At 64.2% G+C, this 13,776-nt stretch carries 9 protein-coding genes; 4 read left to right on the forward strand and 5 right to left on the reverse strand.

Annotated features, from left to right (window positions below; translation table 11 throughout):
• Nucleotides 1–201: 201 nt before the first annotated feature.
• Nucleotides 202–555: a hydroxyisourate hydrolase gene (gene uraH, locus QSV36_RS25300; RefSeq protein ID WP_225778619.1), complete on the forward strand. Its 354-nt coding sequence runs from the start codon at nt 202–204 to the stop codon at nt 553–555.
• Between the two features lie 129 nt (nt 556–684).
• Here the strand turns inward: uraH and QSV36_RS25305 are convergent, their stop codons facing one another.
• Nucleotides 685–2,034: an NCS2 family permease gene (locus QSV36_RS25305; RefSeq protein WP_170030995.1), complete on the reverse strand. Its 1,350-nt coding sequence runs from the start codon at nt 2,032–2,034 to the stop codon at nt 685–687.
• 283 nt (nt 2,035–2,317) lie between these two features.
• Between QSV36_RS25305 and QSV36_RS25310 the strand changes: the two genes are divergently transcribed.
• Complete coding sequence (locus QSV36_RS25310) at nt 2,318–3,073, forward strand: GntR family transcriptional regulator (protein WP_186674849.1); 756 nt, start codon at nt 2,318–2,320, stop codon at nt 3,071–3,073.
• A gap of 48 nt (nt 3,074–3,121) precedes the next feature.
• Here the strand turns inward: QSV36_RS25310 and guaD are convergent, their stop codons facing one another.
• The 4 genes from guaD to xdhA all read right to left on the reverse strand — a co-directional run bounded on the left by guaD (nt 3,122) and on the right by xdhA (nt 9,213).
• Nucleotides 3,122–4,426: a guanine deaminase gene (gene guaD / locus QSV36_RS25315; RefSeq protein ID WP_289135826.1), complete on the reverse strand. Its 1,305-nt coding sequence runs from the start codon at nt 4,424–4,426 to the stop codon at nt 3,122–3,124.
• 10 nt (nt 4,427–4,436) lie between these two features.
• Nucleotides 4,437–5,282, reverse strand: coding sequence for a xanthine dehydrogenase accessory protein XdhC (gene xdhC / locus QSV36_RS25320; RefSeq protein WP_289135828.1), 846 nt, complete (start codon nt 5,280–5,282; stop codon nt 4,437–4,439).
• 84 nt (nt 5,283–5,366) lie between these two features.
• Nucleotides 5,367–7,766 carry a xanthine dehydrogenase molybdopterin binding subunit gene (gene xdhB, locus QSV36_RS25325; protein WP_289135830.1) on the reverse strand — a complete coding sequence of 800 codons (2,400 nt, stop codon included), beginning with the start codon at nt 7,764–7,766 and terminating at the stop codon, nt 5,367–5,369.
• The gene (gene xdhA / locus QSV36_RS25330) at nt 7,759–9,213 is read right to left on the reverse strand and encodes a xanthine dehydrogenase small subunit (RefSeq protein WP_289135832.1); all 1,455 of its coding nucleotides are present in this window, start codon (nt 9,211–9,213) and stop codon (nt 7,759–7,761) included. Before xdhA ends, xdhB begins: the two co-directional genes overlap by 8 nt.
• Before the next feature lie 267 nt (nt 9,214–9,480).
• Here xdhA and QSV36_RS25335 point away from each other — a divergent pair, with 267 nt between their 5' ends.
• Together QSV36_RS25335 and smc are read left to right on the forward strand one after the other, a co-directional pair.
• Nucleotides 9,481–10,140 (forward strand): GntR family transcriptional regulator, encoded by a 660-nt coding sequence (locus QSV36_RS25335; protein ID WP_289135834.1) that lies wholly within the window; start codon nt 9,481–9,483, stop codon nt 10,138–10,140.
• A 3-nt stretch (nt 10,141–10,143) separates the two neighbouring features.
• A complete protein-coding gene (gene smc / locus QSV36_RS25340; RefSeq protein WP_289135836.1) occupies nt 10,144–13,632 on the forward strand; it encodes a chromosome segregation protein SMC in 3,489 nt (1,162 codons plus the stop codon).
• Nucleotides 13,633–13,776 lie beyond the last annotated feature (144 nt).

The raw sequence follows: 13,776 nt of genomic DNA on the forward strand, positions 1-13,776 counted from the left end.
TCGGAGTCTGAGTTGCCCGTGTATTTGCGACCAAAGGGGAGCGGCTACGCGTGAAACGCCAAGTGAAGCGGATTGGTTCAAAAAATTGTGTACAATCCTGCGATCAAATGTCTTAATGGTGTCCTTCCCGCGTATCGACGGCGTTGCCGTGATGCTGGCCGTGTATTTTTTGCCCACAGATTGAACAAGAGGCGACAAGCAATGGGACGTTTGACCACACACGTACTGGATGCCGCGCATGGCTGCCCGGGCAGCTCGATCAAGGTCGAGCTGTACCGTGTCGAAGGCCAGCAGCTCGAACTGGTGACCACTGCCCTGACCAACAGCGATGGCCGCGTCGACGCGCCGCTGCTGCAGGGTGACGACTACCGCACCGGCGTCTACCAGTTGCAGTTCAGCGCCGGCGACTACTACCGCGCCCGCGGCGTGCAGCTGCCGGCCCAGGCGTTCCTGGATGTTGTCGTGCTGCGCTTTGGCATTGACCAGCAGCAAGAGCACTACCACGTGCCACTGCTGATCTCGCCGTACAGCTATTCGACCTATCGTGGAAGCTAGTTGGTCGCTAGAAGAATCTTCGTAGGTCCTTGGCCCGCTCTCACACTGGCGGGCTTTTTTTCGTCTGCTGTTTATCACCGGCGAAATAAAGAAAGGGCGCCGAAGCGCCCTTGGTTGGTGCAGCAGGGGTCAGAGGAACACGAACTTGGCAATGAAGATCGCGCACAGTACCCACAGGCTTGCGGAGATTTCCTTGTACTTGCCGGTACCCGCCTTCAGCGCCACGTAGCTGATGAAGCCCAAGGCGATACCATCGGCGACGGAGAAGGTCAGCGGCATCATGATCACCGTGACGATCGCCGGGATGCTGTCGGTAGCCTCGTCCCAATGGATGTGGGCCATGCTGCCCATCATCAGCATCGCCACGTAGATCAGCGCGCCGGCAGTCGCGTAGGCGGGAATCATCCCGGCCAGTGGCGCAAAGAACATCGCGGCAATGAACAGCACGCCGACCACCACCGCCGTCAGCCCGGTACGGCCACCTGCGGCAACCCCCGCAGCACTCTCCACATAGCTGGTCACCGGCGGTACACCGACCACGGCACCGAACACGCTCGACGCACTGTCGGCCTTCAGCGCCCGCGACAGGTTTTCGATGCGCCCGTCCGGCGCCACCAGGTTGGCCCGCTGCGCCACGCCCATCAGGGTGCCAGCGGTGTCGAACATATGCACGAAGAGGAACGCCAGCACCACGCTGATCATGCTGACGTTGAACACCCCGGCCACATCCATGGCCATCCAGGTCGGGGCCAGGCTCGGCGGCATCGACATCACCCCGCCAAACTTGACCAGGCCCAGGCCCCAGCCCGCCAGGGTGACACCGATGATGCTGATCAGGATCGCGCCGAACACCCGCTTGTAGCTGAGGATGGCGATCAGCAGGAAGCACAGCGCCGCCAGCAGCGGCCCCGGCTCGTGCAGCGAGCCCAGCTTGATCAGGGTGGCGGGGCTGTCGACGATGATGCCTGCGGTCTTCAGGCCGATCAGCCCGAGAAACAATCCGACGCCGGCCCCCATGGCATGGCGCAGGCTGACCGGGATGCTGTTGAGCAACCATTCGCGCACTTTCGACAAGGTCAGGAACATGAACAGCACGCCCGAGACGAACACCGCCCCGAGTGCTGTTTCCCAGTTGTAGCCCATGGTGCCGACCACGGTGTAGGTAAAGAAGGCGTTCAGGCCCATGCCGGGCGCCAGGCCCACCGGCCAGTTGGCATACAGGCCCATCAGCAGGCAGCCCAGCGCGGCGGCGATGCAGGTGGCGACGAAGGCGGCGCCGTGGTCGATGCCGGCGTCGGCCATGATGTTGGGGTTGACGAAGATGATGTAGGCCATGGTGATGAAGGTGGTCACCCCGGCGATCAGTTCGGTCCTGACGGTACTGCCGTGTTGCTTGAGTTTGAAAATCCGCTCCAGCCAGCTCGTTTCGAGCGGTGGGGCGAGATCCAGCGTAGGGGCTTCGGATTTGCGGCTTTCCACAGCAGGTACTCCTCAAGTCTTTCTTGTTGTTCTTGGGCCCGGTTCCTGCGCAATGCACTTGGCGGCCCCGCGAGGGAAGGCAGACATCTGACCGCTTTTGTTGACTTGCAGGTCAAGAAGTTGCTGGGTGGATTATGCTTTTGTGTACAAAGAATGCAAATAATGTTTTATCTTTTGTGTGCGTGATGTGGCGTACAACGGCTATATAGGTAAAAGGCCACCTGCAGAATCGGCTCAGCCTGTGTACAATGGCGCCATACTTTCCTTCGTGCCTCGAGAGCCCATGAACGAACAGCTGCAACCTCTGAAGAAACCTGCGCGCAACGGCAAGGCCGGCCGCAGTGGTACCCAGGACGACATCGTCTACGCGCATATTTTCGAGGCGATCCTCGAGCAGCGTCTGGCTCCGGGCACCAAGTTGAGCGAGGAAGCGCTGGGCGAGATCTTCGGCGTCAGCCGCACCATCATCCGCCGTGCCTTGTCGCGCCTGGCCCACGAAAGCGTGGTGCTGCTGCGGCCGAACCGTGGCGCGGTGGTGGCCAGCCCGACGGTGGAAGAAGCCCGTCAGGTGTTCTTCTCGCGGCGCATGGTCGAGCGCGCCATCACCGAGCTGGCGGTGCAGCACGCCACGCCAGAGCAACTCAACGAACTGCGGCAGATGGTGCGCGACGAGCGCGACAGTTTTTCCCGCGGTGACCGGGGCGCCGGCATCCGCCTGTCCGGCGAGTTCCACCTCAAGCTGGCAGAGGCTGCGGGTAACGCGCCACTGGTCAGCTTCCAGCGCAGCCTGGTGTCGCAGACCTCGCTGATCATTGCCCAGTACGAAAGCGGCAACCGCTCGCACTGCTCGTATGACGAGCACATGCAACTGATCGATGCCATCGAGGCGCGTGATGCCGAGCAGGCCGTGAGCCTGATGATGCACCACATGGACCACATCGACAGCAAGCTGAACCTGGACGAGGAAAGCGCCTCGGACGACCTGCATGCGGTGTTTTCGCACCTGCTGAAAAAGCCCAAGGTAGCCGCCAAGGGTTGATCGTTTGCCGGAATGAACGAAGGGGCCGCTTGCGGCCCCTTTCTATTATCAGCGCTGGTGCACGCAACGCCCGGCGGCGTAGGTTTCGCGCACGGTGCGATCGTCGCCCAGGGTGGTGAGCACGAACAGCGTCTCTTCAATGCTGTTGGACTGCTGGATACGGTAGTCCAGCAGCGGCGTGGCCTTGTAGTCCAGCACCACGAAGTCGGCATCGTTACCCGGGCGCAGGCTGCCGATGCGGTCGTCCAGGCGCAGCGCCCGGGCGCCGCCGAGGGTGGCCAGGTACAGCGACTTGTACGGGTGCAGGCGTGCGCCCTGCAGCTGCATTACCTTGTACGCTTCGTTGAGGGTGTTGAGCAGCGAGAAACTGGTCCCGGCGCCGACGTCGGTGCCCAGGCCCACGTTGACCTTGAAGCGCTCGGCCTGCGGCAGGTTGAACAAGCCACTGCCGAGGAACAGGTTGGAGGTGGGGCAGAAGGCCACGGCCGAGCCGGTTTCCGCCAGGCGCTGGCATTCCTCGTCGCACAGGTGCACGCCGTGGGCGAACACCGAGCGTTCGCCCAGCAGCTCGAAGTGGTCGTACACGTCGAGGTAGCCCTTCTGCTCGGGGAACAGCGACTTGACCCAATCGATTTCCTTGAGGTTCTCCGACAGGTGCGTGTGCATGTACACGCCCGGGTGCTCCTTGAGCAGTTGGCCCGCCAGCGCCAGCTGTTCAGGGGTACTGGTCGGGGCGAAGCGCGGGGTGACGGCATAGTGCAGGCGGCCCTTGCCATGCCAGCGTTCGATCAGGGCCTTGCTTTCGGTGTAGCCGGACTCGGCGGTGTCGGTCAGGTAGTCCGGGGCGTTGCGGTCCATCATCACCTTGCCGGCGATCAGGCGCAGGTCCAGGCGCTCGGCCTCTTCGAACAGGGCATTGACCGATTCCGGGTGCACGCTGCCGAACACCAGCGCAGTGGTGGTGCCGTTGCGCAGCAGTTCCTTGAGGAAGATCTTCGCGACCTGGTCGGCGTGATCCTTGTCGGCAAACTGTTTTTCGCAAGGGAAGGTGTAGGTATTCAGCCAGTCCAGCAGCTGTTCGCCATAGGAACCGATCATGCCGGTCTGCGGGAAGTGGATATGGGTGTCGATGAAGCCAGGGGTAATCAACGCGTCCTGATAGTGCTCGACCGGGATGTCGGCATCCAGGCTCGGCAGCAGTTCGCTGGCATGGCCGAGGGCGCGAATACGGCCATCGTCGACCACCAGCAGGCCGTCCTCGAAATACTCATGGGAAGCTTCCAGGCCCACCTCGGCCGGGTCGGCGATGCTGTGCAGGATGGCGGCACGGTAGGCTTTGCGGGTAACGGTCATAACACACTCGTCAATGGGCTTGGCTGCGCCGGGAGGGCGGCAGCAACTGGGCAATGGGGCCGGCATTGGCCGCAGCGTCGTGCTGGCCGAAGCAGGCGTTGTAGGTGGCGATGATCTCGGCGGCGATGGACACGGCGATCTCGATGGGCAGCTTGCCCTTGACCTCGGCCAGGCCCATCGGGCAGCGCATGCGCGCCAGCACGGCATCGTCGTAGCCGCGTTCGCGCAGGCGGTGCTCGAACTTGACCCGCTTGGTCTTCGAGCCGATCAGGCCGAACCAGGTGAAGTCGTTGCGCTTGAGGATGGCCGCGGTCAACTCCAGGTCGAGCTGGTGGTTGTGGGTCATGACGATGCAGTAGCAGCCCGGTGGCAGGCCTGCGACTTCGTCGACCGGTTCCTCGCTGACCACCTTGGTTACCCCGTCGGGCACCAGCGCCGGGAATTCCTGCTCGCGCGAATCGATCCAGCGCACCCGGCAGGGCAGCGCGGCGAGCAAGGGTACCAGAGCGCGGCCGACATGGCCCGCGCCGAACACGGCGATCTGCGCCTGTACCGCAGCCATGGGTTCGAACAGCAGCACGGTGACGCCGCCGCAGCACTGGCCCAGGCTGGCGCCGAGGCTGAAGCGCTCCAGGTGCGGGGTGCTGCGTTGCTCCGCAAGCATCTGCCGGGCGATGTGCAGCGCCTTGTATTCCAGGTGGCCGCCGCCGATGGTGTCGAACAGGCCGGTGGCGCTGACGACCATTTTCGAGCCAGCGTTGCGCGGGGTCGAGCCGCGCTCCTCGATGATGGTGACCAGCACGCAGGCTTCGCCACGGGACTGGTGGTCGGCGAGGGCGTTGATCCATTGGTGCATGATGCAGATCCTCTTCAGGACAACGCGGTCCGCTTTGTGTAGGCGCGGCACAAGGACGTTCCTGCACGAAGCGGGCCGGCGGCGTTACTGGGTGACGGTTTCCAGTTCCGGCTCGGCAGGTTGCGCGGCAGCCACCGCCTTGCGCATCTGCTCGCAACCCCACAACACCCGCTCCGGCGTCGCCGGCGCATCAATGTTGGGCTGCACGCGGTAGTCGGCGATGCTGGCCACGGCGTCCTTGAGCGCGCACCAGGCCGCGATGCCGAGCATGAACGGTGGTTCGCCCACGGCCTTGGAGTGGAACACGGTGTCCTCCGGGTTCTTGCGGTTTTCCACCAGCTTCACCCGCAGGTCCAGCGGCATGTCGGCCACGGCGGGGATCTTGTAGCTGGCCGGTCCATTGGTCACCAGCTTGCCCTTGGCGTTCCACACCAGTTCTTCGCTGGTCAGCCAGCCCATGCCCTGGATGAAGCCGCCTTCCACCTGGCCAATGTCGATGGCCGGGTTCAGCGAAGCGCCCACGTCGTGCAGGATGTCGGCGCGCAGCATCTTGTACTCGCCGGTCAGGGTGTCGACGATCACCTCCACGCAGGCGGCGCCGAAGGCGAAGTAGTAGAACGGCCGGCCGCGCGCCTGGTTGCGGTCGTAGTAGATCTTCGGTGTGCGGTAGAAGCCCGTGCTGGACAGCGACACCTGGGCGAAGTAGGCCTGCTGCACCAGTTGCTCGAAGCTGATGATCTGGTCGCGCACGCGCACATGGCCGTTGCGGAACTCGACGTCTTCCTCGGTGACCTGGTAATGCCGCGCGGCGAACTCGGTCAGGCGCTGCTTGAGGATTTCAGCGGCATTCTGCGCAGCCTTGCCGTTCAGGTCGGCGCCACTGGAGGCGGCGGTCGGCGAGGTGTTGGGCACCTTGTCGGTGTTGGTGGCAGTGATCTGGATGCGGCTGAAATCGACCTGGAACACCTGGGCCACCACCTGGGCTACCTTGGTGTTCAGGCCCTGGCCCATCTCGGTGCCGCCGTGGTTGAGGTGGATGCTGCCGTCGGTATAGATGTGGATCAGCGCACCGGCCTGGTTGAGGAAAGTGGCAGTGAACGAGATGCCGAACTTGACCGGGGTCAGCGCCAGGCCCTTTTTCAGCACCGGGCTGTTGGCATTGAAGCGGCGAATCGACTCGCGGCGCTCGGCATAGTCGCTGCTGGCTTCCAGTTCGGCGGTCATCTCCTCGAGCATGTTGTGCTCGACGGTCTGGTAGTAGTGGGTGACGTTGCGCTCGCTCTTGCCGTAGTAATTGGCCTTGCGCACGGCCAGCGGGTCGCGGCCCAGATGGCGGGCGATGTGGTCCATCACCTGCTCGATGGCGACCATCCCCTGCGGGCCGCCAAAGCCGCGGTAGGCGGTGTTGGACGCGGTGTTGGTCTTGCAGCGGTGGCCGTGCACGGTGGCATCGCCCAGGTAGTAGGCGTTGTCGGAGTGGAACATGGCGCGGTCGACGATCGAGCCGGACAGGTCGGGTGAGTACCCGCAGTTGCCGGCCAGGTCGAGGTTGATGCCATGCAGGCGGCCGTCGTCATCGAAGCCCACGTCGTACTCGACATAGAAGGGGTGGCGCTTGCCGGTCATGGTCATGTCTTCGACCCTTGGCAGGCGCATCTTGGTCGGCTGCCCGGTCAGGCGCGCGATGACGGCACACAGGCACGCCGGGCTGGCAGCCTGGGTTTCCTTGCCGCCAAAACCGCCGCCCATGCGGCGCATGTCCAGCACCACCTTGTTCATAGGTACGTCGAGCACTTCGGCGACCAGCTTCTGCACTTCGGTGGGGTTCTGCGTGGAGCAGTAGACGATCATGCCGCCATCTTCGGTGGGCATTACCGAGGAGATCTGCGTTTCCAGGTAGAAGTGCTCCTGGCCACCAATGTGCAGGGTGCCCTGGAGGCGATGCGGGGCCGTGGCCAGGGCGGCAGCGGCGTCGCCACGCTGGTGGGTGTGGCTGTCGAGCACGAAATGCTTCTTGCGCAGTGCTTCGACCACATCCAGCACCGGCTCCAGGTCTTCGTACTCGACGATGGCGGCCATCGCCGCACGGCGTGCAGTGTCGAGGTCGCGAGCGGCCACGGCGAGCACCGGCTGGCCGAAGTACTCGACCTTGTCGATGGCCAGCAACGGGTCGCCGGCCACCACCGGGCCGATGTCCTTGAGGCCGGGGATGTCTTCGTGGGTGATGGCGATGCGCACACCTTCGAAGGCATAGCAGGGCGTGGTGTCGATGCGCAGGATGCGCGCATGGGCGCGATCGGAGGTGCGGGCGTAGACGTGCAACTGGTTGGGGAATTCCAGGCGGTCGTCGATGTACACGGCCTCGCCGGACACATGCTTGTCGGCGCTGTCATGCTTGACGCTGCGGCCAACCCCGGTGGTCAGGTCCTGGCTGAACAGTGCGGCCATCTCGGCCTGGCTCTTGGCTACGTGATGGTTAGACATAAGCGGTCACCCGGGTTTCGATGTACGGCGTTTGCTGTTCGATGAAGTACTTGCGCAGCAGGTTCTGCGCCGTCAGCAGGCGGTATTCCTTGCTGGCACGGAAGTCGCTGAGCGGGGTGAAGTCTTCGGCCAGGGCCTGGCAGGCACGCTCGATGGCGGCCTGGTTCCACGGCTTGCCACGCAGCGCCGCCTCGCAGGCGCGGGCGCGCTTGGGGATGGCCGCCATGCCGCCGAAAGCGATGCGCACGCCGCTGACCACACCGTCTTCGATGCTCAGGTTGAAGGCCCCGCACACCGCGGAGATGTCATCGTCCAGGCGCTTGGAAACCTTGTAGGCGCGGAACGCCCAGTCGGAGGTGGCGCGTGGCACGATGATCTTCTCGATGAACTCGCTGTCCTGGCGGGCCGTGATGCGGTAGTCGATGAAATAGTCTTCCAGTGCCATCACCCGCTGGCGCTCGCCCTGGCGCAGGACGATCTGCGCATCCAGGGCAATCAGCAGGGGTGGCGAGTCGCCAATCGGCGAAGCGTTGCCGATGTTGCCGCCCAGGGTGCCCTGGTTGCGGATCTGCAGCGAGGCGAAGCGGTGCAGCAGGGCGCCGAAGTCGGGGTACTCCTCGTTCAGTGCGCCGTAGCAATCGGTGAGCGGGGTGGCAGCGCCGATTTCCAGGTGGCTGGCGGTTTTCTCGATGCGCTTGAGCTCGGCCACGTGACCGACGTAGATCATCACCGGCAAGGTCTTGTGGAACTGGGTGACTTCCAGGGCCAGGTCGGTACCGCCGGCCAGCAGCCGCGCCTCGGGGTGCGAGCTGTACAGGTCGGCCAGGTCGGCCACGGTCAGCGGCACCAGGCAGCGCTTGTCGCCGCTGTTCAGCTCGCCGGTGTGGGTCGGCGCAATCGCCTTGAGGCGGCTGATGGTCTGGGCTTGCTGGGCATCAAACTGGTCGCGGCACGGCTGCCGGCAGCTCTGCTCGGCGGCTTCGAGGATCGGCCGGTAGCCGGTGCAGCGGCACAGGTTGCCGGCCAGGGCCTCCTGGGCCTGGTGCAGGTCGGGGCCGTCGCTGTTCTTCTGCAGGGCGAACAGCGACATGACGAAGCCAGGGGTGCAGAAGCCGCACTGCGAACCATGGCAATCGGCCATGGCCTGCTGCACGCTGTGCAGTTGTCCCTGGTGCTTGAGCCCCTCGACACTGATCAGTTGCTTGCCGTGCAGCGAGGAAACGAAGGTCAGGCACGAATTGAGGCTGCGGTAGCGCAGGCTGTCGTTGCCCTGGTCGTCCAGGGTCAGTTCGCCGACCACCACGGTGCAGGCACCGCAGTCACCACTGGCGCAGCCCTCCTTGGTGCCAGGTTTGCCCAAGTGCTCGCGCAGGTATTGCAGCACCGTCATGTTCGGGTCCAGGGCATGCTCACTACGCAGCTCCTGGTTGACGAGAAACTGGATCACGGGGATGGCCTCGCAATGGTTTTATTGTTGTTGGGCGGACTCTAAGCAAGACCTGTCCTGATGGTCAATAATTTTCTGACTCAAAGGTCAGGAAATTGATCGTGTCGCTGCCCAACGGTTCACATGCCCATATGCCAAGCATAGATCGCGCCGGCCGCGGGGCTGCCTGGCGGGTCAAATAAACCGCCTGGCCCCTCTGCGCGATTACCGGGCAAGTGCGCTACAATCCGCTTCTTGTGCCCAGTTCACTGATTTTGAAGGACAACCATGACGTTCAAGGCCCCGGACAGCCTCTCCGAGCAGATTGCCGATTACCTGGCCGAACGCATCATCCGCGGCGAACTGGCGCCAGGCGAGCGTATCCAGGAGCTGAAGGTCACCCAGGCGCTCAACGTCAGCCGCGGCTCGGTGCGTGAAGCGCTGTTGATTCTCGAACGCCGGCACCTGGTGGCGATCCTGCCGCGCCGCGGTGCCCACGTGACCGAGCTGGACGAGCGCGGCGTACGCAGCCTGTGCGCGCTGATGAGCGAGTTCTACATCCTGCTGGGCAATGCGGTCGCGCAAAAATGGCGCACCGATGCCGACCTGCGCCCGTTCCTGGACATCCAGCAGCGCCTGCAGCGTGCCCATCAGCAACTCGACATCAAGGCCTTCGTCGCCGACAGTTTCGCGGTCATGCGCGCGGCCTATTCGTTCGCCGATAACCCGTTCCTGCAGGAAACCGTGGAAAACCTGCAGCCGGCCATGAGCCGCGCCTATTACCTGGCGCTGGACCAGCGCCAGGCCAGCATGAGCGATTACCTCGACCTGTTCGCCCGCCTGCTCGACGCCGTGGTCGCCCGCGACCTGCCGCGCATTCGCGAGGTGCTCACCGCCTACTGCCAGCGCAGCTGCGAACTGGTACTGGCGGCGCTGGCCCGAGGCTGACCGATGCGCCTGAAGTGCATTCGCCTGGCCGGGTTCAAGTCGTTCGTCGACCCGACCACGGTCAATTTCCCCAGCAACATGGCGGCCGTGGTCGGCCCCAACGGCTGTGGCAAGTCCAACATCATCGATGCCGTGCGTTGGGTGATGGGCGAGAGCTCGGCGAAGAACCTGCGCGGCGAGTCGATGACCGACGTCATCTTCAACGGCTCCAGTGGCCGCAAGCCGGTCAGCCAGGCCAGCATCGAACTGGTGTTCGACAACAGCGAAACCACGCTGGTCGGCGAATATGCCGCCTACGCCGAAATCTCGATCCGTCGCAAGGTCACCCGTGACGGGCAGAACAGCTACTACCTCAATGGCACCAAGTGCCGTCGCCGCGACATTACCGACATTTTTCTCGGTACCGGCCTCGGGCCGCGCAGCTACTCGATCATCGAACAGGGCATGATCTCCAAGCTGATCGAGGCCAAGCCGGAGGAGCTGCGCAACTTCATCGAGGAAGCCGCCGGCATTTCCAAATACAAGGAACGCCGCCGCGAAACCGAGAACCGCATCCGCCGCACCCAGGAGAACCTGGCGCGCCTGACCGACCTGCGCGAAGAACTGGAGCGCCAGCTGGAACGCCTGCACCGGCAGGCCCAGGCGGCGGAAAAGTACCGCGAATACAAGGCCCTGGAACGCCAGCTGAAGGCTCGCCTGTCGGCCTTGCGCTGGCGCGACCTGGACACGCGGGTACGCCAGCGCGAGGCGGTGATCGGCGACCAGGACGTGGCCCATGAGGCGTTGGTTGCCGAGCAGCGCAACGCCGATGCCAGTATCGAGCGCCTGCGCGACAGCCATCACGAATTGTCCGAGCGCTTCAACCAGGTGCAGGGCCGCTTCTACTCGGTGGCCGGGGATATCGCCCGGGTCGAGCAAAGCATCCAGCACGGCCAGCAGCGCCTGCGCCAGTTGCAGGACGACTTCAAGGAAGCCGAGCGCACGCGCCTGGAGACCGAATCGCACCTGGGCCACGATCGCACCCTGCTGGCGACCCTGGGCGAAGAGCTGGCCATGCTCGAACCCGAGCAGGAAATGACCCTGGCCGCTGCCGAAGAAGCCGCCGCCGCGCTTGAAGAGGCCGAACTGGGCATGCACGGCTGGCAGGAGCAGTGGGACAGCTTCAACAGCCGCTCCGCCGAGCCGCGCCGCCAGGCCGAAGTGCAGCAGGCGCGCCTGGTGCAGCTGGAGGCCAGCCTCGAACGGCTGGCCGAACGCCAGCGCAAGTTGGGCGAGGAACGCGAGCAGTTGGGCAGCGACCCGCAGGATGCCGCCATGCTCGAATTGTCCGAGCAATTGGCCAGCAGCGAAATGCTGCTCGAAGAACTGCAATTGTCCGAAGAGCAAGGGGTCGAGCGCCTGGAAGGCGTGCGCCAACAATTGCAGCAGGCCACCCAGGCCCAACAGCAGGCGCAGGGGGAGCTGCAACGTCTGGGCGGCCGCCTGGCTTCGCTTGAGGCTTTGCAGCAAGCTGCGCTGGAGCCGGGCGCAGGGGCTGCCGACTGGCTGCACGGCCAAGGCCTGGGGCAGCGGCCACGCCTGGCTGAAGGGCTGCGCGTGGAGCCGGGCTGGGAACTGGCCGTGGAAACGGTCCTGGGTGCCGACTTGCAGGCTGTATTGGTCGACGATTTCAACCGCCTCGACTTTGCCAGCCTGGAGCAGGGCGAATTGCACTTGCTGTTGGCCGACGGCGCCACTGCGTCGCTGCCCGGCAGCTTGCTGGAAAAGGTCACAGGCCCGATCGACCTGGCGCCCTGGCTGGGCCAGGTCAAACCGGTGGAAGACCTGGCGCAGGCGCTGGCGCAGCGTGCTTCGCTCGGTGACGGGCAGAGCTTGGTCAGCCGCGATGGCTATTGGGTTGGTCGGCATTTCCTGCGCATACGTCGTGGCGGCGAGGCCGAAGGCGGGGTGCTGGCGCGCAGTCAGGAAATCGAACGCCTGGGCCACGAGCAACTGCAACAGGAAGCGGCCCTGGAGCAGCTGGAGCAGCGATTGCAGGCCCTGCGCGAGCAACAGCTGGGCCTGGAGGAGCAGCGCGAGCAGCTGCGCCGCCGTACCCAGGAAGAAAACCGCCTGCACGGCGAGCTCAAGGCCAGCCTGTCAGCCGTTCGCGCGCGCGCCGAGCAGGTGGAGTTGCGCCGCCAACGCCTGCAGGAAGAACTGGCTGAGCTGGAGGAGCAGCGCGCCCTGGAGCACGAGCAATTGGGCGAAGCGCGCCTGCTGTTGCAGGAAGCCCTTGAGCTGATGGCCCAGGACACCGAGCAGCGCGAGCAGTTGATGGCCCGTCGCGACACCCTGCGCGAAAGCCTCGACCGCGTGCGCCAGGAGGCCCGCCAGCACAAGGACCATGCCCACCAGTTGGCCGTGCGCCTGGGCTCGCTGCGCGCCCAGCACGATTCCACCCGGCAGGCCCTGGAGCGCCTGGAGCAGCAGGCCGCACGCCTGACCGAGCGCCAGGAACAACTGAGCCTGAACCTGGAGGAGGGCGCGGCGCCACTCGAGGAATTGCGCCTGAAGCTCGAAGCGCTGCTGGAGCAGCGCATGAGCGTCGACGAAGAAATGCGCCTGGCCCGCCTGCACATGGACGAGGCGGACCGTGAGTTGCGCGATGCCGAGAAGCGCCGCACCCAGGCCGAGCAGCAAGCCCAACTGCTGCGCGGCCAGCTGGAGCAGTTGCGCCTGGAGTGCCAGGGCCTGGACGTGCGGCGCAAGACCCTGCAGGAACAATTGCTGGCCGATGGTTACGACCTGCAGGGCGTGCTCGCCAGCCTCGAGGCCGACGCCACCGAGCAAGGCACCGAGCAGGAGCTGGAGCAGCTCGACGCGCGGGTCCAGCGCCTGGGGGCGATCAACCTGGCGGCCATCGAGGAGTATGAGCAGCAGTCCGAGCGCAAGCGTTACCTGGACGCTCAGGACGCAGACCTGGTCGAAGCGCTGGAGACCCTGGAAAACGTCATCCGCAAGATCGACAAGGAAACCCGTAACCGTTTCAAGGATACCTTTGATCAGATAAATGCCGGATTACAGGCACTTTTCCCAAAAGTTTTCGGTGGTGGCAGCGCTTATCTGGAACTGACGGGCGAAGATCTACTCGATACAGGGGTAACGATCATGGCGCGACCACCGGGCAAGAAGAACAGCACCATCCATCTGCTGTCCGGCGGCGAAAAGGCACTGACCGCATTGGCGCTGGTGTTTGCCATCTTCAAGTTGAACCCCGCACCGTTCTGCATGCTCGACGAGGTCGATGCGCCGCTGGACGATGCCAACGTCGGGCGCTATGCCCGCCTGGTCAAGGAAATGAGTGAAAGCGTGCAGTTCATCTATATCACCCACAACAAGATCGCGATGGAAATGGCCGACCAGTTGATGGGGGTGACCATGCATGAGCCGGGCTGTTCACGGCTGGTGGCCGTGGATGTGGAGGAGGCCATGGCCATGGTCGACGCCTGATACGCGACGATGGGGCATATTCTGTTGCGAAATGCCCCCGCCATGTGCGACAGACGGTGTAAAGTTGTCTTTGGTCGTGCTAGCTTAATGTCACTCGTTTTTTGCGTGGGGAAAACGCCTGTCAGAACATAGAGTTGGCGCCAC

It is taken from the genome of Pseudomonas sp. BCRC 81390, assembly GCF_030341915.1.
GTDB lineage: Bacteria > Pseudomonadota > Gammaproteobacteria > Pseudomonadales > Pseudomonadaceae > Aquipseudomonas.

What these genes read in the sequence shown, in the direction of transcription:
- uraH (WP_225778619.1), top strand. Translation starts at nt 202, where the DNA reads ATGGGACGTTTGACCACACACGTACTGGATGCCGCGCATGGCTGCCCG.
- QSV36_RS25310 (WP_186674849.1), top strand. Translation starts at nt 2,318, where the DNA reads ATGAACGAACAGCTGCAACCTCTGAAGAAACCTGCGCGCAACGGCAAG.
- guaD (WP_289135826.1), bottom strand. Translation starts at nt 4,426, where the DNA reads ATGACCGTTACCCGCAAAGCCTACCGTGCCGCCATCCTGCACAGCATC.
- xdhC (WP_289135828.1), bottom strand. Translation starts at nt 5,282, where the DNA reads ATGCACCAATGGATCAACGCCCTCGCCGACCACCAGTCCCGTGGCGAA.
- xdhB (WP_289135830.1), bottom strand. Translation starts at nt 7,766, where the DNA reads ATGTCTAACCATCACGTAGCCAAGAGCCAGGCCGAGATGGCCGCACTG.
- QSV36_RS25335 (WP_289135834.1), top strand. Translation starts at nt 9,481, where the DNA reads ATGACGTTCAAGGCCCCGGACAGCCTCTCCGAGCAGATTGCCGATTAC.
- smc (WP_289135836.1), top strand. Translation starts at nt 10,144, where the DNA reads ATGCGCCTGAAGTGCATTCGCCTGGCCGGGTTCAAGTCGTTCGTCGAC.